The organism is Vibrio rubrogenes (assembly GCF_059641415.1).
In genome coordinates this window covers 166,436-186,981 of sequence record NZ_JCARSY010000004.1, presented here as the reverse complement: position 1 = coordinate 186,981, position 20,546 = coordinate 166,436, and the positions used below count along the sequence as shown (strand labels likewise).

The window sequence follows — 20,546 nt, the reverse complement described above, 5'->3', positions numbered from 1 at the left end:
CAATCAACCCAAAAGTAGTCTGGCAATCATTGATGTCGATGATTTCAAACGCATCAATGATACCTACGGCCATGCGATCGGTGATCAGGTATTGCTACGTTTAGCCAATCAAATGCTGTCGATCCTACGCGATACTGATTTTGTCTCGCGTATCGGTGGCGATGAATTCGCCGTCATCATTCAACATGCCGATATCAATACATCACAGAAATTGATGGAACGGATTAGTCTTGCTATCGAATCGTGGCAAGAATACGACACCACAATCAGCATCGGAATTGCTGAAATCACATCCAGTCATCACCAAACCTTCGTCAATGCAGATAAAGCGCTCTATCGTTCTAAGAGAAAAGGAAAAAATTGTGTTTCCGCTCATGGAATCGAACAATTGACCGTTGTGCAAAACAACTAAAGACAATAAAGTTATTGTCGGTAGTGAAAAAGGTGATCAAGTTACTTTTTTTATCCAGTAGACTTAGTATGATGTTCTACGCGTTTCGGTCGGATTTCCAAACGTTAACACTACCAGAATGGATTCTTTGAAGAATTAATCCCTATAAATTGATAACTACGAAGTTGAGTTACCTAAGGATCCTATACTATGACTACCCTATCTGAAGCAGTTGCTGAAACCGCTACCCGTCTGGAAGAAGATTTACTCGGTGAACGTCATGTCCCTGCCGATGCATATTACGGCATCCATACTTTACGAGCTGTAGAAAACTTCAATATCTCCAATGTCACCATTTCAGATGTTCCTGAATTTGTTCGTGGCATGGTCATGACCAAAAAAGCGGCAGCCCTTGCTAACAAAGAACTAGGCGTGATTCCAAAAGAGATTGCATCTTATATTATCCAAGCATGTGATGTAATGCTCGAAACAGGGAAGTGTATGGATCAATTCCCGTCAGATGTATTTCAGGGCGGCGCAGGGACTTCGGTCAATATGAATACCAACGAAGTCATTGCCAACCTTGCTCTGGAACTGATGGGTAAAGAAAAAGGACAATACGATGTGATCAATCCCAATGATCATGTCAACAAGAGCCAATCAACAAACTGTGCTTATCCAACCGGGTTCCGTATTGCTGTGTTTAACAGCGTACAAAAGCTCGTCAGCGCAGTCAGTTACCTCAAAGAAGCATTTGAAATTAAGAGTCATGAGTTTAGCAACATCCTCAAGATGGGCCGGACTCAGCTTCAGGACGCCGTACCAATGACTGTTGGTCAGGAGTTCCACGCTTGGGCTGTGACATTGAATGAAGAGATCCGTGCGCTGGAATATACTTCAAAGCTTCTGCTTGAAGTTAACTTGGGTGCAACCGCTATCGGTACAGGTCTGAATGCCGCCGAAGGCTATCAGGCGCTGGCAGTAAAACATCTGGCAGCCGTTACCGGACTAGACGTTGTGCCGGCAGAAGACTTGATTGAAGCGACTTCTGACTGTGGTGCTTATGTAATGACACATGGTGCCCTTAAACGTCTCGCAGTAAAGCTTTCTAAAATCTGTAACGATTTACGTCTGCTTTCTTCCGGACCAAGAGCGGGACTGAATGAACTGAACCTGCCAGAACTTCAAGCCGGTTCATCCATTATGCCTGCGAAGGTGAACCCAGTGGTTCCTGAAGTCGTCAATCAGGTCTGCTTTAAAGTATTGGGTAACGACAATACCATTTCTTTCGCTGCGGAAGGAGGACAACTCCAGCTGAACGTGATGGAACCGGTTATCGGTCAGGCAATGTTTGAGTCAATCTCGATTCTGTCCAATGCATGTATCAATCTGCGCGATAAATGTATTGACGGAATTACAGTCAACAAAGAAGTTTGTGAGAACTATGTGTTCAACTCTATCGGAATTGTGACCTACCTGAACCCATATATCGGTCACCATGAAGGTGATATTGTTGGCAAAATCTGTGCTCAGACTGGTAAAAGTGTCCGTGAAGTCGTTCTGGAACGCGGCCTGCTCACCGAAGCTGAAGTGGATGATATTCTATCCGTCGAAAACCTGAGACATCCTCAATATAAAGCGAAACGCTACGAATAAGTGATTATTTTGCGCTAAACATTATAGTTTTTCGCTAAACATACTGCGGCATCCCTAACGGATATCGCAGTATGAGTTTTCTGCCCCGCAAACTCAAACTTCTGTCTTTCCACACAAATTTCCTCCTGTATTCTGAGAATATCATCAGAGAGTCATCGGCTTTTTTGGCTTTTGGTCGAATACTTACATCTATCTGTCCAAGTCTGACTTCTATCACTCGCATTTCCCGGAAAACTTGCGTTATGATGAGTCCATTCAAGTCAAACATATCTTTTAATGCAGACAATTATGCGGACAATTTTTCTCATTTTGACAGTGCTGGTATCGGCCTTATTCCCGCTTCAGGCTCAGCAATTTGATCCGCCGTTGTCCTCTGCTTTTACCCCGAATCAATCGCGATTTGTGACCGTAGACCAGGCGTTTCCCTTTCTTACTTATCAACAAGGAAATCAATTAACGCTAAGTTGGGAGATTAAGCCGGGCTATTATCTGTATCAGCATAAACTGAATTTCGACCCACAACAGGTTCGTATCCTTTCAACGCATATGCGTCAGGGTGAATCGCACCATGACGAATTTTTCGGTGATGTGAATATCTATAACACCCCGCTGCAAATCACACTGGAACTGGCTGATGCTGGGGAAGATGCCGAGATTCAAGTCGGATATCAAGGCTGTGCCGAACAGGGGTTTTGTTATCCGCCAGAAGTGCGCACGGTGCCGATTGCACCGCTTCCGACGGCGACGATGGCTTCAGAATCAAACGGAGTTGCATCTCCGTCAAGTCAGCAATTACAGAAGCCAAACAGCCAGTCGATACGACCAGTGTTGCCTCAGGCCGAACAAAATCGGCTCGCTGATGCACTGGGAGAAGATCTATGGACGGTGGTACTATTCCTGTTTCTCGGCATTGGATTAGCCTTCACACCTTGTGTTTTCCCCATGTATCCGATTGTCACCAGTATCGTGCTGGGTCAGAACAACCTCAATAAGAAACAAGCTTTCGGACTGGCCGTAATTTATGTTCAAGGCATGGCCCTCACCTATACCCTACTCGGGCTTGTGGTCGCCTCAGCGGGATTGCAATTTCAGGCAGCACTTCAAAGCCCGATGATCCTCATTACTTTCAGCCTGCTTTTCATTCTGCTGTCACTCTCCATGTTTGGGCTCTATACGATTCAAATGCCGTCCTCTTTGCAGACAGCCCTGAATAACCTGAGTCAGCGGCAATCCGGAGGCCGTCAGTTTGGTGTTTTTATCATGGGCGCAATCTCCGGCCTGATCTGTTCACCCTGTACCACCGCCCCACTCTCTGGTGCTTTACTGTACGTTGCTCAGACCGGGGATTTGATGCTCGGCGGTGTCGCGCTTTATCTGTTAGGGCTCGGCATGGGGATACCTTTGATCATGATTGCTGTTTTCGGTCAGCGTTTTCTACCGAGATCCGGTCCATGGATGGAAAAAATGAAAATGCTGTTCGGGTTCATTCTCCTTGCCGCACCCATCTTCCTTCTGGAGCGAATCATCCCTGAATTATGGTCAGTCAGCTTGTGGGCACTGCTTGGTGTGAGTCTTTTCCTTTGGATATTACTGACCAGCCTCCGTTCCGCAGCCAGCCAGCTCAGAAAAACATTGCTGCTTGTCTTTTCTCTGGCCGGCATCGGGTTTTCGCTGACACCAGTCGCGTTGTATTCCGGCATCATCACTTCTCCAACAAACGCTGAATCGCTGTCTTTTGTTCAGGTTGAGAATATCGATGAACTGGCACAACAGCTTATTTTAGCCAAAGCGAATCAACAACCCGTCATGATCGACTTTTATGCTGACTGGTGCGTCGCCTGTAAAGAGTTCGAAAAATATACTTTTTCAGATCATAACGTACAGCAAAAACTCGCCAATTATCGTCTCATTCAGGCTGATGTCACGGCAAACAATGCGCAAAATAAAGCCCTGCTGAACCACTTAGGGGTGCTTGGATTACCAACCCTCAGTTTTTGGAATAGCGCTGGAGAACGAGTTCCGCAAGCCCGGATTACCGGCTTTATGTCTGCCGATGAGTTCTTGCAACATCTTCATCAGTATGCTTTATAACGCTCGGTCAGAATGCTCAAAACAACCCCAGTCGCAATAGATGAGTCCTTGTTATCCTTTCACGCCATAAAAGCAATCTGGATCACACGATCAATGTATCAACATACAATTGCGACACAATGCACGCAGATGTCTGCAAAAAAGGGGATAGAGTTCAGAGTTTTCATGCTCCGATATTGTTCAAAACTATAAACGGAACAATAATTTGGTTAACAACTTGTAAAAATATGAATTGTAATGGACGCAACCTACACCATTATCATTGCAGATGATCATCCACTCTTCCGTAATGCACTGTTTCAATCGGTGCATATGGCCGTGAGCGGTGCCAATCTACAAGAAGCCGATACACTCGATACACTGCTTACTCTTCTGGCAAAAGAGCCAGAACCGGATCTGGTTTTACTCGATCTAAAAATGCCGGGCAGTAATGGGATCTCTGGTCTAATTCACCTTAAAAACACTTATCCGGATTTACCGATTGTGGTGGTATCGGCCAGTGAAGAACCTGCTGTCGTTGCACAAGTGAAAAAGCATGGTGCTTTTGGCTTTATTCCTAAATCCAGCGATATGCGTACGCTCGTCAATGCACTCAACAAAGTGCTCAATGGTGACCCGTACTTCCCTGAAGATTTGATTGTGACCAATCAGCCCGGCAACGATCTGGCTGAAAAAATTGCGGCATTAACCCCACAACAATACAAAGTATTAGGGATGCTGTCGGATGGCTTACTTAATAAACAGATTGCCTATGAGTTGAATGTTTCCGAAGCAACTATCAAAGCTCACATGACCGCCATTTTTCGCAAACTCGGGGTTAAGAATCGAACTCAAGCCGTCATCCTCCTGAATGAAATAAACGACTAAATCGGCCATTATTTCATTGATTGACACCGAACTCGCACTTGCTCCCATATCTTTTAGCTGAGCCTGATTTGAAGTAAGAATCCCATCCGGTTGCATGCAAACACACATCCGATGTGGTTCTCTGTATATACTTTTGGCTAACAATTATATCATTTAACATATTATTCACATTCGTTGCCTCAATAAAAATCCGCCAATCCATTTATACCTCCGAAAGTCAGTACCCGACTAAAGTTGCAAAGATCAAACCATAACGACCTGCTATTTTATAATCGTAACATTGTATTAACAATAATACCGATAACAGGAAGGAGACAGTTATGGCGTTCGAATCATCAGAGCACGCACAAGCTTACTGGAAAGAGAATTTGGGAATCATGGGAACCCTGCTAGCAATTTGGTTTCTGGTTTCTTACGGTGCAGGGGTTTTATTTGTAGACGCGCTGAACACCATTCAGTTCGGTGGTTTTAAACTCGGTTTTTGGTTTTCCCAACAGGGGTCGATCTATGTCTTTGTTGCCCTCATTTTCATTTATGTCTGGCGAATGAACTCACTCGACAAGAAATATAACGTCCACGAAGACTAATAAAGGAGTGACGTATGGATATTCAAACTTGGACATTTATCCTCGTGGGCCTGACTTTTACCTTGTACATCGGCATTGCGATCTGGGCAAGAGCGGCTTCAACCAGTGAATTTTATGTCGCCGGCGGAGGCGTACATCCGGTGGCAAACGGGATGGCAACCGCTGCTGACTGGATGTCTGCGGCATCATTTATTTCTATGGCGGGGATCATTTCTTTTATTGGCTATGACGGCGGTGTCTACCTGATGGGTTGGACCGGTGGCTATGTCTTACTTGCACTATGCCTCGCCCCCTATCTTAGAAAATTCGGTAAATTTACAGTCCCGGATTTTATCGGTGATCGATATTATTCAAGAACGGCGCGAATGGTTGCGGTATTCTGTGCCATTTTCGTTTCTTTCACTTATGTTGCCGGCCAGATGCGTGGCGTTGGCGTCGTTTTCGCCCGTTTTCTTGAAGTCGATATCAACATGGGAATTGTTATCGGGATGGCGATCGTGTTCTTCTATGCAGTCATGGGCGGCATGAAAGGCATCACTTACACGCAGGTCGCTCAATATTGTGTGCTGATTTTTGCATTTCTGGTTCCGGCCATTTTCACCTCACTGATGATGACGGGGACACCGATTCCGCAACTGGGATTCGGTTCAACCATTTCAGGCACTGATACCTATCTCTTGGATCGATTAGATGGTTTAACTCAAGAATTGGGTTTTACCGCATATACTGACGGTTCGAAAAGTATGGTGGATGTCTTCTTTATCTGTGCGGCCTTGATGGTTGGTACGGCTGGCCTCCCCCACGTTATCATCCGCTTCTTTACGGTACCGAAGGTCTCTGATGCACGGATTTCTGCCGGATGGGCACTGGTGTTTATCGCCCTGCTCTATACGACAGCGCCTGCCGTTGCGGCATTTGCCCGAGTAAACATGATCGATACGATCAATGGTCCGGATATGAAAGGGGTTCAGTCTGCCGATGCACCGAGTTGGTTTAAAAACTGGGAAAGTACCGGATTGGTTTCATGGGAAGATAAAAATGGTGATGGTCGCATGTTCTATGCGGGTGATGCGCGTAATGAAGTGAAGATCAACCGGGATATCATCGTTCTGGCATCTCCGGAGTTAGCCAAACTGCCAAACTGGGTTGTTGCCTTACTGGCGGCCGGTGGTCTGGCAGCGGCACTCTCGACTGCCGCCGGCCTGCTGCTGGTGATCTCCACCTCCATCTCACATGACTTGCTCAAAAAAGGCTTCAAGCCAGACATGACCGACAGGCAAGAACTACTCGCAGCGCGGATCGGTGCTGCTCTGGCCGTCATCGGGGCCGGTTATCTGGGCATCAACCCACCGGGATTTGTGGCGCAGGTGGTCGCCTTTGCCTTCGGCCTTGCTGCTGCGTCCTTCTTCCCGGCAATTATTATGGGGATTTTCTATAAGAAGATGAACAAAGAAGGGGCGATTGCAGGCATGCTATCCGGGATACTTTTCACTGCGGCATACATCATCTACTTTAAGTTCGTCAATCCGGCAGACAATACACCGGACAACTGGTGGTTTGGTATAAGTCCGGAAGGTATCGGAACATTAGGAATGTGTCTGAACTTCGTGGTCGCCATTGTGGTCAATAAATTTACGGCAGAAGTCCCCGATGATGTGCAGGAAATGGTGGAGTCCATTCGCTATCCGAAAGGTGCAGGGACAGCGCATAACCATTAATGACTATAAAAACTGATGTGACTCGAAGCGTATCGGGTCACTTCTCTCTGGCACCGATGAATGCACATTCATCGGTGCCTTGCCGTTATCCTGAGAGCTGTAACGATGATATCTCTCAGTACAACCTGCGTTTTTAAGTCCGCGCGCCCGTCAGTGAAAAGTTCGGGTTACTTGCGGTAATACGGCTTACCAAATAGTTCAGTAACACGCCATATATCGGTACGAACAACCCTAAACTGATCACCAATTTAAAGCCATAATCAACCATGGCGATTTCCTGCCAGTGTTGTGCCATAAACGGATCAGGGCTTTGGTAGAAAGCAATCCCAAAAAAAGCCACCGTATCAAGTGCATTACCAAACAGTGTCGAACAAGTTGGTGCCACCCACCACTGTTTGAGTTGGCGCAAACGGTTAAAGACCTGAACATCCAGCACTTGCCCGAACAGATAGGCCATAAAACTGGCAATCGCGATTCGGGCCACAAACCAGTTGATCTGGCTCAGTGGTTCAACGCCCTGAAAATGGCCTTGAAAGAACAGTACCGATAAAAGATATGAAACGGCTAAAGCCGGGAGCATCACTAAAAAGATAATTCGCCGCGCCAGTGAAGCACCAAAGATTCTGACCGTCAGATCCGTCGCGAGAAAAATGAACGGGAATGTAAATGCTCCCCAAGTCGTGTGATACCCCATCACAGTAAAGGGGATCTGCACTAAATAATTACTGGAAGCAATAATCAGCAAGTGGAATAAAACCAGTAAAATCAGCGCTTTACGCTGCTGCGCAATGGTAAAAATACTCATGTTCTACCTTTTTCTTTTGGTTTGGGGTGAGGGAACCCAAATATAAATATATTCATCAGAGGCAAAGAGCCCCCGCTTCTGTACTTTTTTTGATCCCATCGGCTCAAAAAGAGGGCGGATTATACAGCAACGACCCATGAGTGCAAGATGGATAAATGGAGTAAAAAAGAAAGAAAAGCATGGGAGGTTAGTGAGAGAATATTCCGGCTCATCCTAACGGACAAGCCGGAACATTTTTCGCTAAAAGCAGACAAAAGACGGGCGATGTCTTGACTGTAGCAATCAGCCCCTGCGCAGGTAGGTCTATGCAGGGGACAGAGATAAGATAATTATGAAAGTGAAGTTGCTGATTCCACTTCCCGTTCTTGTTCTCTTCCTTGTTTAGATGTTTGCTCTTGTCCTTGAGGATACTGAATTTCTTTTTCTGAAGCGCCAACCACAATCGATGCAGCCAGATCGCCAATCACGTTAATCGATGTTCTTGCCATATCCAGTATGCGATCGATTCCCGCAATCAGTGTTAAACCTTCTAACGGCAGTCCCACTGACGTTAAAACAATGGATAGCATAATTAAGCCACCACCGGGAACACCAGCAGTCCCAATCGCTCCTAACGTTGCCGTCAGAATGATGGTTCCCATTTGTGCGAAGGTCAAATCGATGCCATAAACCTGAGCAATAAAGAGCGCACAAACCCCCTGGTAGAGGGATGTTCCTCCCATATTGATGGTCGCCCCTAATGGCAGAACAAAACTCGCTATCTTGTCCGATACACCGAAGTTTTCCTTAATTGTCCGGATACTGACAGGCAAAGTGCCGGAGCTGCTAGACGTACTAAATGCCGTGGCAGCCGCAGGTAGAATGCCTTTCATAAACCGTAATGGCGAAATGCCCGCAAATCCTTTGACGGTCAGTGCATAGACAAGCGCCATCTGTATAATACAACCGACATATACCGCAGCAATCACCTTAATCAAAGGAATCAGGACAGCCGCGCCATTTGAAGCGACAACAGGGACGATCAGACCAAACACACCATAAGGTGCTAATGACATGATAAAGCCGGTAATTTTATACATAATTTCAGCCACACTTTCGAAAAACGAAATAAATGGCTGTGCTTTATTTTCCGGAAGAGAAGTCGCTCCCATACCAAGAAATAAAGCGAAAGCAATAATCTGAAGCATATTGCCTTCAACCAGTCCTTTCAGTGGGTTCTTCGGGATAATATTTAAAAATGTATCCACCAGACTGACATTTTCTATGGCTTTACTCGTACCACTCACCGGAATGGTCAATCCTGCACCCGGCGTAAAGACAGTTGCCAAAAATAGACCGATCATCACAGCAAAGGCGGTTGTTAACAGATAGTAACTAAGTGTTTTACCTCCGATTCTTCCTAGTGTTTTAATATCGCCAATACTGGCGGCACCAACAATTAGCGATGAAAATACTAAAGGGACGATTAGCATTTTGATCAAGTTGATGAATAACGTTCCGATGGGTTTAATATAAGTATTCGCAATATCCGGTGCCCCTTGCAGAAGCAATCCAACTGCGACCCCGGCAGCAAGACCAATGAAGATTTTGGTGGTCAACTTCATTTTTTTCATGATGTTCCTCATTGTTTTCTATAGATGACATCGCCCGTATTATCGTCTACGACTGCTCTTTTATATGTCTATTCAAATAGAACAATAGACCTTGTTTATTGTATAGTTTGTGCTACACAAACTCGCGCGACATTATCACATTAATCAATAGCAAACCACGATAGACTGTGATGGAAAGGGGGATTTTACACATTATTCTGCTTCCCCTTTATCATGTAATCAGAATAATCAACCAAACGCCACCAGCCATACTTGAGCGATAAGAACGATTTGTGATACCCTTCGCCTCCATTTTTCTGCCCATGTTTCTACTCAAAATAAATCTCGGTATTCTCCTCATGATCGGTTTAAAATGAGTCACATGGGTTCAAAAGATCCTGAGCATCCTGCTTGGTGATCACGTGTAAACTGATAGTGAGAGTGAAATAGACATGATGGGTCAAGGTACGCTTTACATCGTCTCAGCCCCTAGTGGTGCAGGAAAATCAAGCCTGATCGCTGCCTTATTGGAACAGAATCCGACCTATGCCATGAAAGTTTCCATATCGCACACAACCCGCCAACCCAGACCGGGTGAGCAGGATGGCATTCATTATCATTTTGTCGATAAAGCCCATTTTGAAGCACTGATTGCCAAAGGTGAATTTCTCGAATATGCCGAAGTCTTCGGTAACTACTACGGCACCTCTCAAGTCTGGATCGAAAACACCTTAAAGAAAGGGATCGACATTTTCCTTGATATTGATTGGCAAGGTGCACGGCAAATTCGGCAAAAAATGCCGGCAGCCCGGAGTATATTTATTCTTCCGCCCTCAAAAGAGGAGCTGGAACGACGCCTGAACGCCCGTGGGCAAGACAATCAGGAAGTGATAGAGAAACGAATGAGTGAAGCTCAATCAGAAACCTCACACTATTCTGAATATGACTATCTCATCATCAATGACGAATTTGATGCAGCATTGATGGATTTTAAAGCAATCATTCGAGCAGAAAGATTGAAGCAAGACAAGCAAGCTGCTAAATATAGCAGTATGCTGTCGGAATTGTTGTCCACAGGCACAACCTCTGGACAATAAAACCCGGCGAGATACCTCATGAAGTTTACAATTCATTCGGTTCGGTTGTATAATTTCTGGTCATTTATAGATTTTTATTAACAAGTTGGAGTTCTCATGGCACGCGTAACTGTTCAAGACGCAGTTGAAAAAGTTGGTAACCGTTTCGATTTGGTTCTTATTGCGGCCCGCCGCGCTCGTCAAATGCAAACAGGTGGAAAAGATCCATTGGTGCCAGAAGAAAACGATAAAACGACCGTTATCGCACTACGCGAAATCGAAGATGGTCTGATTACAAAAGACGTGCTTGATGCTCGTGAGCGTCAAGAGCAACAAGAACAAGAAGCTGCAGAATTGGCAGCAGTGAGCAGTATCGCTCATAACCGTTAATTTTTGCAGGTAACACAACATACGGGCCTAAAATTTGTATCTATTCGATAGCCTCAAAGCCGTTGCCCAGGAATATCTGACAGAGCCTCAAATTGAGGCTCTACGTCACTCTTATGTCGTCGCGAGAGATGCTCACGAGGGTCAGACACGTTCCAGCGGAGAACCTTATATTATACATCCGGTCGCAGTTGCCCGAATTCTGGCAGAAATGCGTTTGGATTTAGAAACACTGCAAGCTGCGCTCCTCCACGATGTCATCGAAGATACAGAAGTCACCAAAGAAGAACTGGAGACAAAATTCGGTACCGCTGTTGCCGAACTTGTTGACGGGGTCTCAAAGCTCGACAAACTAAAATTTCGTGATCGCAAAGAAGCACAAGCGGAAAATTTCCGCAAAATGGTGCTGGCCATGGTTCAGGATATCCGAGTCATTCTGATTAAACTGTCTGACCGGACCCATAATATGCGGACCCTCGGTGCGTTGCGCCCAGACAAGAAACGTCGAATCGCCAGAGAAACGCTGGAAATCTATGCGCCACTGGCCCACCGCCTCGGGATTCACAACATCAAAGTTGAGCTGGAAGAGCTTGGCTTTGAAGCACTTTATCCGAATCGCTACCGCGTGCTGAAAAATGTTGTCAAATCGGCACGAGGTAATCGTAAAGAGATGATCCAGCGTATCCATACCGAGATAGAAGGCCGCCTGAAAGAAGTCGGGCTGACAGCCAAAGTCGTCGGACGCGAGAAAAATCTGTTTTCTATCTACAACAAGATGAAAACAAAAGAGCAGCGCTTTCATAGTATTATGGATATTTATGCCTTCCGGATTATCGTCGATACTGCGGACACTTGTTATCGGGTACTGGGTCAGGTGCATAGCCTGTACAAACCTCGTCCGGGACGTATCAAAGATTATATCGCCGTGCCGAAAGCCAATGGCTATCAGTCGATTCACACCTCAATGGTCGGCCCACATGGTGTCCCGGTGGAAGTCCAGATCCGAACGGACGACATGGATCAAATGGCCGATAAAGGTGTGGCAGCGCACTGGTCTTACAAAGGTAACGGTGAACGAACCGGAACCACCGCTCAAGTCAAAGCACAACGGTGGATGCAAAGTCTGTTGGAACTGCAGCAAAGCGCTGGTAATTCATTTGAATTTATTGAAAACGTCAAATCTGATTTATTCCCAGATGAGATTTACGTATTTACGCCGAAAGGACGGATTGTCGAACTCCCGGCAGATGCAACCGCTGTCGACTTTGCCTATGCAGTGCACACAGATGTCGGCAATACCTGTGTCGGTGCCCGGGTGGACCGCAATCCATACCCACTGAGTAAATCCTTAAAAAATGGACAGACTGTAGAAATCATCAGTGCTCCGGGTGCACGCCCAAATGCTGCATGGCTCAATTATGTGGTGACCTCCCGAGCTCGGACGAAGATTCGTCAGGTGCTGAAAACCATGCGCCGGGAAGAATCCGTCACTTTGGGGCGACGCTTACTCAATCATGCACTGGGCGAACAAACCATTACCAGTATTGATCCGGAAAGTATCCAGAAAGTTCTCACCGAACTGAAAATCGAACAACTGGACGATATGCTGGCAGCGATTGGTTTAGGTGAACTCATGAGCATTGTGATTGCCCGGCGCTTACTGGGAAATACTGATGGCATGACCGTCAATGAGAATAACCGGCCGAAACGGAAACTGCCGATCAGGGGTGCCGACGGTATTTTGCTGAATTTTGCCAACTGCTGTCATCCAATTCCCGATGATCATATTGTGGCGCATATTTCTCCGGGAAGAGGTCTTGTCGTTCACCGTGAAACCTGTGCCAATGTCCGTGGTTATCAACGTGAACCTGAAAGGTATATGGCTGTCGAGTGGTCGAATGACTATGATCAGGAGTTCATTACCGAACTGAAAATCGACATGCAAAATCATCAGGGTGCGCTGGCCGAACTGACAAATGTCATTTCCCAAACGGGCTCCAATATTCACGGTATCTCAACCGAAGAAAGAGACGGGCGTTTGTACACCATCACCGTACTACTGACCACCAAAGATCGGGTCCATCTTGCAGGGATCATGCGTAAAATCCGCGTCATGCCTCATGCACTGAAAGTCCGGCGCAAACGTAGCTAATCCATTTCCCGACAGCATGACCAGATATCGGCAACGATATCTGGTTTTTAGTTCTTTCTGCTCAGCCCAGCTCATCAACGGCCAATCCGTCTGATAAACCTGCCACGATTGCGACTCATGTTAAAATAAAAGCATAAAAAACCTGTACAAAAAAACAGTTCAATGATTGAATATTTGCTAACTCAATGCATTATAAACAACCGATCATGTCGCAATTGCTTTCAGCTATTCCGTTAACATCACTGTCAGGCGTCGGGGCCAAAGTCGCTGAAAAACTCAGCCGGATCGGTTTGAATACCGTACAAGATCTGCTGTTTCATCTCCCCCTCCGCTATGAAGACAGAACCCGGGTTTACCCCATCGCTCAACTCCATCCCGGATTGTGGTGTGCGACTCAGGGCGAAGTCATGCAAACGAGTACAGTTTTCGGACGCAAGAAAATGCTGACCGTGAAAATTAGCGACGGGCATGGTTCACTGACACTCCGCTTCTTCAATTTCACCGCTGCGATGAAAAATAACTTTTCCGAGGGCAAATTTGTTCATGCATACGGAGAAATTAAACGCGGTAGTGCCGGGCTTGAGATCATTCATCCGGAATATAAGTTTTATACACCACAACAACCGCCCGACACAGAAGCCAGCCTGACACCGGTTTACCCGACAACTGATGGTCTCAGGCAGCTCACACTCCGTCAATTAACCGATCAGGCTCTGGCGCTTCTTGATAAAACCGCCGTACAAGAACTCTTACCGGAAGGACTGTATCATCACCAAATCTCTTTATCGCAAGCCTTGCACACCATTCATCGGCCTGCGGCAGATATCGAGCTTGAGTTATTTGATCAAGGGCGTCATCCGGCGCAACTGCGTCTGATTATGGAAGAGCTACTCGCACAAAACCTATCCATGCTGGCAGTGCGACACCGTGGTCAACAAGACTTGGCACTACCGCTGCCTCATGCCGATCAATACAAGCAACAGTTCCTGTCTCAACTTCCTTTCCGGCCGACGGGTGCACAAGAGCGTGTGGTTCGTGAAATCGAATCGGATCTGGAAAAGAAACATCCGATGATGCGCTTAGTACAGGGCGATGTCGGCTCAGGGAAAACGCTGGTCGCAGCAATGGCCGCACTACGAGCCATTGAGCATGGCTATCAGGTTGCTCTGATGGCACCCACGGAGCTGTTGGCGGAACAACATACACTCAACTTCAACAACTGGTTTGCCAGTATGGGATTACGCGTCGGCTGGCTGGCGGGAAAACTAAAAGGCAAAGCCAAAGAACAAACGTTGGCTGACATTGCATCCGGTGCCATTCATATGGTCGTCGGGACCCATGCCTTGTTTCAGGAACAGGTTACATTCCATCACCTTGCATTAATCATCATTGACGAACAGCACCGGTTTGGAGTTCATCAACGTCTGGAGCTACGAGAAAAAGGGGCAAAACACGGTTGCTTCCCCCATCAACTGATTATGACCGCCACCCCGATTCCACGTACACTGGCAATGACAGCCTATGCCGATCTGGAAACATCCATCATTGATGAACTGCCGCCGGGCCGTACACCGATTCAAACGGTAGCCATCCCGGATACCAAGCGAGATGATGTCATTGAACGGGTGCGTCATGCTTGCCTGACTGAGGGCAAACAAGCTTACTGGGTTTGTACCCTCATCGATGAATCTGAGATTCTTGAGGCTCAGGCTGCTGAAGAAGTCAGTCAGTTGCTTCAGCAACAACTGCCCGGGGTTCGGATCGGTCTGGTACACGGACGCATGAAGCCGGCAGAGAAACAACAAGTCATGCAAGATTTTAAAGCGAATCAGATCCACCTACTTGTAGCGACAACCGTAATCGAAGTTGGGGTTGATGTGCCCAACGCAAGCCTGATGATCATCGAAAACCCGGAACGACTCGGGCTGGCTCAGCTCCACCAGCTGAGAGGCCGTGTCGGTCGTGGCTCAGTCGCGAGTCACTGCGTACTTCTCTATCACCCCCCACTTTCGAAAACAGCTCAGAAGCGCTTAGGCGTCATGCGCGAGAGTAACGATGGTTTTGTTATTGCTCAGCGCGATCTGGAAATCCGCGGCCCCGGAGAGCTCCTCGGTACCAAACAGACCGGACTGGCTGATTTTAAGATTGCTGATCTGGTGCGAGACCAACAACTCATTCCGGAAGTACAACGTATCGCACGACATATTCATGAGCGTTACCCAAACAATGCGACAGCTATTATTGATCGCTGGCTGGGTGAACGGGATGTTTATGCAAAAGCCTGATGAATGTTGAACCGACATGGTTCAACATGCGCTATCCCATTCATTTTAAAATAATTTATTCAATATCAATTATTGTCATCATCCAGAATAACGGGCAACGTTACATTCAGGTTGACTCCTGCCATGACCTATTTAATAATAAATGCATAGTCAATTAATGTCGTGACAATAAATGACATGACAAACAAATTATATGTCAGTGAGCGAGATGATCACCAATCCCATATGACATGGGGTGTATGGGTTAACATTTGGACAGATATAAGGTAGTGGGCATCATGCTAGAGAAAAAACCAGAATATATACTTGAGAACCTCGGCTTTCTATTAACGAAGGCCGGGCAAATTAAAGATCGAATTCTTGATGCTCATTTAATGCCGGAAGACATCACATCAACCCAATGTAAGGTACTCTTTAAAATCTACCATTTTGACTGTGACCGACCTTCACTCATTGGCAAATCTTTAAATGTCGATAACAGTGCAATTACCCGGACACTTGATCGTTTAGAGAAAAAAGAACTCATTCAGCGTCTGCCGGATCCGAATGATCGGCGCTCAATACGCGTGGCCTTGACGCCCAAAGGGGTTGAAGTTGTCGAGCGTGCCACGCCACTGGCAATGAATTCTCTTGATGAACTCACCCAGGCACTCACCCAGGAAGAGCTTACCCAACTGCACCACTGTCTGAAGAAAATTGTCCTGTCAGGTATGCCAGACAATTGTAAAGATAATCTTATCGAGGGAGAAGCATGAAAAATTTACTGAAGCACTCATCCATTGCCATCGCCTTGATCTTGTGTGGTTGTGCTGCACCGGATAACATTCAGCCGAAAAATCACCTCGTGGATCAATCTGTTTTAGCTCACAGTAACCAAATGAATCACCCCAAGCTGTCACCGGCCAACTGGCCCGCTCAAACATGGTGGCAGTCATTGGGGGATACGCAGCTGGATCATTTGATCCAGACAGCCTTAACCCATAGCCCGACGATGCAATTGGCGGATGCGAATCTGGTCAATGCATCGGCAATGGTCATGGCAGCCAACGCACAATTCGATCCCACACTGTCGGCAACCACTGGCGCAACACGCTCAAGACTTTCCCGTTCTGAAGATTCCACACTGCAAGGGAACCGTTACAGTACACTTTACACTCTTGGCCTGACGGGAAGCTATGCATTCGATCTATGGGATGGCAACCGTGATATCTGGGAGGCCTCTGTTAATAATCAACGCGCAGCCGAAATCGATCATCAGGCGGCGAGAATTACACTCTCCAGTGCGATTGTTCAAACCTATATTCAGTTATCCAACGCTTACGCGCTACAAGATTTAGCTCAGCAAGATCTTCAGCGAACTCAACGCATTGTTGATATCACCGAGCGTCTGCTCAAGAACGGATTAACCTCAGAAGATCGTTTATACACTGCTCAAAGCAGCACAGCAGCAGCAAGACAGATCCTGAAAAAACGTTCTCTGGCGATTAGTCAATTGAAAAATGCACTGGCAACCTTAGTCGGACAGGGACCGGATATTGCGACCACAATTCAACGCCCTTCCGTACAGATGGAAACAGCGCTGTCACTCCCGCAAAATCTGCCGGCCAGCCTGCTGTCTCATCGCCCTGATATTGTCGCTGCCAAGTGGCGTATTGAAGCAATGGGCAAAGAAATCGATGCAGCAAAAACTCGTTTCTATCCGAATGTGAATTTAAGCTTCTGGGCTGGCTTCAAAGCCATGCTCGGGGATGCCGTATTTGAGGATGTCAGTCGGTCATGGCGAGTGGGACCGGTGATTTCCCTGCCCTTATTTACCAGAGACTTAAAAGCCAATCTGATTGAGAAGACATCTGACTATGATCGGGCTGTCGCACATTACAATGACACATTGATCAAAGCTCTGGGTGAAGTGAGTGATAACATTCTGATTATCAAATCGATCGCGTTACAGCTCAAAGATGCCCAGCAAAGTATGCGTCTGGCAGACAAAAGCTACCATATTACAGAAAAACGCTATGAAGCAGGCATGGGCAGTCATCTTGAAGTCCTTCTCGCTGAACAACAACTGATTCAGGCGGAATCATCATTCACACTGTTGAAAAACCAACAACAAGAACAGCAAGTTTACTTAATACGTTCATTGGGAGGCGGCTTCCATGATACGTCTCCAAGCGATCATCTCACGACCACAGCAAATTAATCATGATGAAGGTTTATGAATATGCAAGATCATACAAATGAAACGGTTGACTCACCCCGTAAAGGGCAACGCAAAAAAAGCTTAGCGATTTTGCTGGCCGTCATTCTGATTGCGGCCGTTGGAGCCGGATTTTATTACACTCACTATGTGGTTGGTCATCAGGATACCGAAGATGCTTATGTGAAAGGTAATTTGGTACAAATTACACCGGAGATTAGCGGCACAGTCACTCAAATCGCCGCTGAAGATGGCGATTATGTTAAGCAGGGTCAAGTTTTAGCCCGTCTCGATGATGCTGATGCGACGCTAGCATTCGAGAATGCAACGGCAAATCTCGCTCAGACCGTTCGTAAGGTGCGTGGTTTATTCAATAATGTTCAACAAGCCAAAGCCGTTGTAGACGAAAGAAAAATTGCCCTGAATAAGGCAAAAACTGACGTTGACCGGCGTAAAAATATGGTAGCAGTCGGTGGTCTGTCTCAGGAAGAACTCAGTCACGCGCAAGATATGATGAACTCTGCGGAGAAAGCATTGGCCGTTGCAGAACAGCAACTCAGCTCTCAGCAAGCGATGATCCACAATACCACCGTCGAGACACATCCTTTAGTCAAGACTGCCATTGCGAAAGTTAAACAAACCTATCTGGAGAAGCAGCGGACTCAGTTGGTTGCACCGGTCTCTGGCTACGTTGCCCGGCGCAATGTACAGGTCGGACAACGGATCAATCAAAGCTCGATACTGATGGCTGTCGTTCCTTTAGAGAGCGTTTGGGTTGATGCCAATTTCAAAGAAACTCAGTTGACGGATATGCGTATCGGACAACCGGTTATCCTCACATCCGATTTGTACGGCGATGATGTGGTATTTCACGGCACCATCGAAAGTCTGGGGATCGGGACAGGCAGTGCCTTTTCTATTCTACCGGCCCAGAATGCAACCGGTAACTGGATCAAAGTCGTACAACGCCTTCCCGTCCGCATCCAGTTAAATAAAGAAGATGTGCAAAAACACCCGCTCAGAATTGGTTTATCGATGAAAGTTGATGTGGATATCTCAGATACAAGTGGGCAGTTACTGTCACAGAATATGCCTGAAACGCCGCGTTATCAGACCAATGTCTATAACCAAGCACTTGACGGTGTCGAGCAGTTGATCGACCAGATCATTACCGAAAACGATACTGCGACCAAACAATACACAGCGAATCAGTAAGCAGGTGACGAGATGAGTCAATCGCAGGAATTTCAGCCCGCCAATATGGCACTGTGTGTATTCGCAATCGCGCTGGGTGTCTTCATGCAGGTGCTGGATACCACTATTGCTAATGTATCTCTGCCAACGATTGCCGGGAATATGGGCGTCAGTCTCAATCAGGGAACGTGGGTCATCACATCATTCACGGTCAGTAATGCGATCGGTTTGCCGATTACAGCCTGGTTGAGCCGTCGTATCGGTGAAGTTCATCTTTATGTCGGTGCACTCATCGCTTTCAGTGCGACATCATTTCTTTGTGGTATATCCCAGACGATGGGAGAGCTGGTTGTGTTCCGGACCCTACAAGGACTTGCCGCTGCCCCATTGTTTCCGATGAGTCAGGTTTTACTGATGTCGGTGTTCCCGAAAGAAAAGCGCAGCATGGCACTGGCGCTCATCGGTATGGTTGCTGTGGTTGGTCCGATTGTCGGCCCGATCCTCGGTGGCTGGCTCACCTATGACTATAGCTGGCCTTGGATTTTCTTCATTAATATTCCCGTTGGGATATTCTCGGTCATTGTCATCCTCAGTCAATTGAAAGACCGACCTCATCAACCGATGAAAACCAAACTGGATATCGTCGGTTTAGCCACCATGGCTTTAGGCATTGGTGCCCTACAAATTGTGCTTGATAAAGGGAATGAGTTAGACTGGTTTGCCAATAACTGGATTGTCGGTGGGGTTATCTTCTCCGTCATCATGCTGGTTTTTATGGTGATTTGGGAATTGACCGATGAAAATCCGATCATTAATTTGCGTCTATTTGCCAATCGCAATTTCTGTATCGGTACAATCATCCTGACCTTGGGGTACGCCGGCTTTTTCAGTATCAACCTGATTTTACCGCAATGGTTACAAAGTCAAATGGACTACACCGCTCTCTGGGCTGGGCTGGCTGCGGCACCGATGGGCATTATTCCACTCTTTATGACCCCGCTCCTCGGCCGTTTCGGGAGTCGTCTCGACATGCGAAAACTCGCTTCGTTATCATTTGTCGTGATTGGTCTGAGTTGCTATGCCCGCGCCCGATTTAATAGCGATGTGGACTTTGTCACTATTTCATCTATCCAACTATTCATGGGCATCGGTATTGCACTATTCTTTATGCCAATGACAACGATTTTGCTCTCCGATCTCCATGGCCCGGAGATTGCGGACGCAACGTCACTCTCCACATTTATCCGCACGATCGGTGCCAGTTTTGCATCATCACTCACCAGTTGGATTTGGTCGAGAAATGCTGGTGTGCATCATTCAATCCTGGTCGAGCAAATCTCGCCTTATAACCCACAAGTTGCACCATCTTTGCATCATGGGGATACGTTGAGCTTACTGACGCAATGGAATGGCATCATTACGTCTCAGTCATTTATGATGTCCACAATCGATCTCTTTTCCATCCTGACGATTCTATTTGCTGTATTGGTGCCACTCATATTCCTTACCCGTAAAGCCGTTAAAACGGCATGATGAATCATAAGGGGC

The 20,546-nt window shown here is 46.7% G+C and carries 16 protein-coding genes; 14 read left to right on the top strand and 2 right to left on the bottom strand.

Going from position 1 to position 20,546, the window contains the following annotated elements; genetic code table 11:
- From AC55NX_RS05325 to AC55NX_RS05300, 6 genes are all read left to right on the top strand, one after another.
- Positions 1–412: GGDEF domain-containing protein (locus AC55NX_RS05325; protein ID WP_496994792.1), on the top strand; the 412-nt coding region annotated here is incomplete at its 5' end.
- A gap of 189 nt (positions 413–601) precedes the next feature.
- Entirely contained in the window at positions 602–2,047 is a 1,446-nt protein-coding gene (aspA, locus tag AC55NX_RS05320) for an aspartate ammonia-lyase (RefSeq protein ID WP_496994791.1), read from the top strand.
- Positions 2,048–2,335: 288 nt separating this feature from the next.
- Complete coding sequence (locus tag AC55NX_RS05315; RefSeq protein WP_496994790.1) at positions 2,336–4,138, top strand: protein-disulfide reductase DsbD; 1,803 nt, start codon at positions 2,336–2,338, stop codon at positions 4,136–4,138.
- 237 nt (positions 4,139–4,375) lie between these two features.
- Positions 4,376–5,005, top strand: coding sequence for a response regulator (locus AC55NX_RS05310; RefSeq protein ID WP_496994789.1), 630 nt, complete (start codon positions 4,376–4,378; stop codon positions 5,003–5,005).
- A gap of 320 nt (positions 5,006–5,325) precedes the next feature.
- Entirely contained in the window at positions 5,326–5,592 is a 267-nt protein-coding gene (locus AC55NX_RS05305) for a DUF4212 domain-containing protein (RefSeq protein WP_059119663.1), read from the top strand.
- 14 nt (positions 5,593–5,606) lie between these two features.
- Entirely contained in the window at positions 5,607–7,310 is a 1,704-nt protein-coding gene (locus AC55NX_RS05300; RefSeq protein WP_496994788.1) for a sodium:solute symporter family protein, read from the top strand.
- Between the two features lie 133 nt (positions 7,311–7,443).
- Here AC55NX_RS05300 and AC55NX_RS05295 read toward each other — a convergent pair whose 3' ends face one another.
- Positions 7,444–8,115 (bottom strand): 7-cyano-7-deazaguanine/7-aminomethyl-7-deazaguanine transporter, encoded by a 672-nt coding sequence (locus tag AC55NX_RS05295; protein WP_496994787.1) that lies wholly within the window; start codon positions 8,113–8,115, stop codon positions 7,444–7,446.
- 329 nt (positions 8,116–8,444) lie between these two features.
- The gene (locus AC55NX_RS05290; RefSeq protein ID WP_496994786.1) at positions 8,445–9,728 is read right to left on the bottom strand and encodes a dicarboxylate/amino acid:cation symporter; all 1,284 of its coding nucleotides are present in this window, start codon (positions 9,726–9,728) and stop codon (positions 8,445–8,447) included.
- 434 nt (positions 9,729–10,162) lie between these two features.
- On the opposite strand from AC55NX_RS05290, the gene gmk reads away from it, so the two are divergent.
- From gmk to AC55NX_RS05250, 8 genes are all read left to right on the top strand, one after another.
- On the top strand, positions 10,163–10,804 hold the full coding sequence (gene gmk / locus AC55NX_RS05285; RefSeq protein ID WP_496994802.1) for a guanylate kinase: 642 nt from the start codon (positions 10,163–10,165) through the stop codon (positions 10,802–10,804).
- 96 nt (positions 10,805–10,900) lie between these two features.
- A complete protein-coding gene (gene rpoZ, locus AC55NX_RS05280) occupies positions 10,901–11,173 on the top strand; it encodes a DNA-directed RNA polymerase subunit omega (RefSeq protein WP_059119660.1) in 273 nt (90 codons plus the stop codon).
- A 34-nt stretch (positions 11,174–11,207) separates the two neighbouring features.
- Entirely contained in the window at positions 11,208–13,322 is a 2,115-nt protein-coding gene (gene spoT / locus AC55NX_RS05275) for a bifunctional GTP diphosphokinase/guanosine-3',5'-bis pyrophosphate 3'-pyrophosphohydrolase (protein WP_496994785.1), read from the top strand.
- A gap of 206 nt (positions 13,323–13,528) precedes the next feature.
- Positions 13,529–15,607, top strand: a complete 2,079-nt coding sequence (gene recG, locus AC55NX_RS05270; RefSeq protein ID WP_496994801.1) for an ATP-dependent DNA helicase RecG — start codon at positions 13,529–13,531, stop codon at positions 15,605–15,607.
- A gap of 278 nt (positions 15,608–15,885) precedes the next feature.
- Positions 15,886–16,362, top strand: coding sequence for a MarR family winged helix-turn-helix transcriptional regulator (locus AC55NX_RS05265; protein WP_496994784.1), 477 nt, complete (start codon positions 15,886–15,888; stop codon positions 16,360–16,362).
- Entirely contained in the window at positions 16,359–17,807 is a 1,449-nt protein-coding gene (locus AC55NX_RS05260) for an efflux transporter outer membrane subunit (protein WP_496994783.1), read from the top strand. Before AC55NX_RS05265 ends, AC55NX_RS05260 begins: the two co-directional genes overlap by 4 nt.
- Before the next feature lie 21 nt (positions 17,808–17,828).
- Positions 17,829–19,019: an HlyD family secretion protein gene (locus AC55NX_RS05255; protein WP_496994782.1), complete on the top strand. Its 1,191-nt coding sequence runs from the start codon at positions 17,829–17,831 to the stop codon at positions 19,017–19,019.
- Between the two features lie 12 nt (positions 19,020–19,031).
- Positions 19,032–20,531, top strand: a complete 1,500-nt coding sequence (locus tag AC55NX_RS05250) for a DHA2 family efflux MFS transporter permease subunit (protein WP_496994781.1) — start codon at positions 19,032–19,034, stop codon at positions 20,529–20,531.
- Positions 20,532–20,546 lie beyond the last annotated feature (15 nt).

What these genes read in the sequence shown, in the direction of transcription:
- aspA (WP_496994791.1), top strand. Translation starts at nt 602, where the DNA reads ATGACTACCCTATCTGAAGCAGTTGCTGAAACCGCTACCCGTCTGGAA.
- AC55NX_RS05315 (WP_496994790.1), top strand. Translation starts at nt 2,336, where the DNA reads ATGCGGACAATTTTTCTCATTTTGACAGTGCTGGTATCGGCCTTATTC.
- AC55NX_RS05310 (WP_496994789.1), top strand. Translation starts at nt 4,376, where the DNA reads ATGGACGCAACCTACACCATTATCATTGCAGATGATCATCCACTCTTC.
- AC55NX_RS05305 (WP_059119663.1), top strand. Translation starts at nt 5,326, where the DNA reads ATGGCGTTCGAATCATCAGAGCACGCACAAGCTTACTGGAAAGAGAAT.
- AC55NX_RS05300 (WP_496994788.1), top strand. Translation starts at nt 5,607, where the DNA reads ATGGATATTCAAACTTGGACATTTATCCTCGTGGGCCTGACTTTTACC.
- AC55NX_RS05295 (WP_496994787.1), bottom strand. Translation starts at nt 8,115, where the DNA reads ATGAGTATTTTTACCATTGCGCAGCAGCGTAAAGCGCTGATTTTACTG.
- AC55NX_RS05290 (WP_496994786.1), bottom strand. Translation starts at nt 9,728, where the DNA reads ATGAAAAAAATGAAGTTGACCACCAAAATCTTCATTGGTCTTGCTGCC.
- gmk (WP_496994802.1), top strand. Translation starts at nt 10,163, where the DNA reads ATGGGTCAAGGTACGCTTTACATCGTCTCAGCCCCTAGTGGTGCAGGA.
- rpoZ (WP_059119660.1), top strand. Translation starts at nt 10,901, where the DNA reads ATGGCACGCGTAACTGTTCAAGACGCAGTTGAAAAAGTTGGTAACCGT.
- recG (WP_496994801.1), top strand. Translation starts at nt 13,529, where the DNA reads ATGTCGCAATTGCTTTCAGCTATTCCGTTAACATCACTGTCAGGCGTC.
- AC55NX_RS05265 (WP_496994784.1), top strand. Translation starts at nt 15,886, where the DNA reads ATGCTAGAGAAAAAACCAGAATATATACTTGAGAACCTCGGCTTTCTA.
- AC55NX_RS05260 (WP_496994783.1), top strand. Translation starts at nt 16,359, where the DNA reads ATGAAAAATTTACTGAAGCACTCATCCATTGCCATCGCCTTGATCTTG.
- AC55NX_RS05255 (WP_496994782.1), top strand. Translation starts at nt 17,829, where the DNA reads ATGCAAGATCATACAAATGAAACGGTTGACTCACCCCGTAAAGGGCAA.
- AC55NX_RS05250 (WP_496994781.1), top strand. Translation starts at nt 19,032, where the DNA reads ATGAGTCAATCGCAGGAATTTCAGCCCGCCAATATGGCACTGTGTGTA.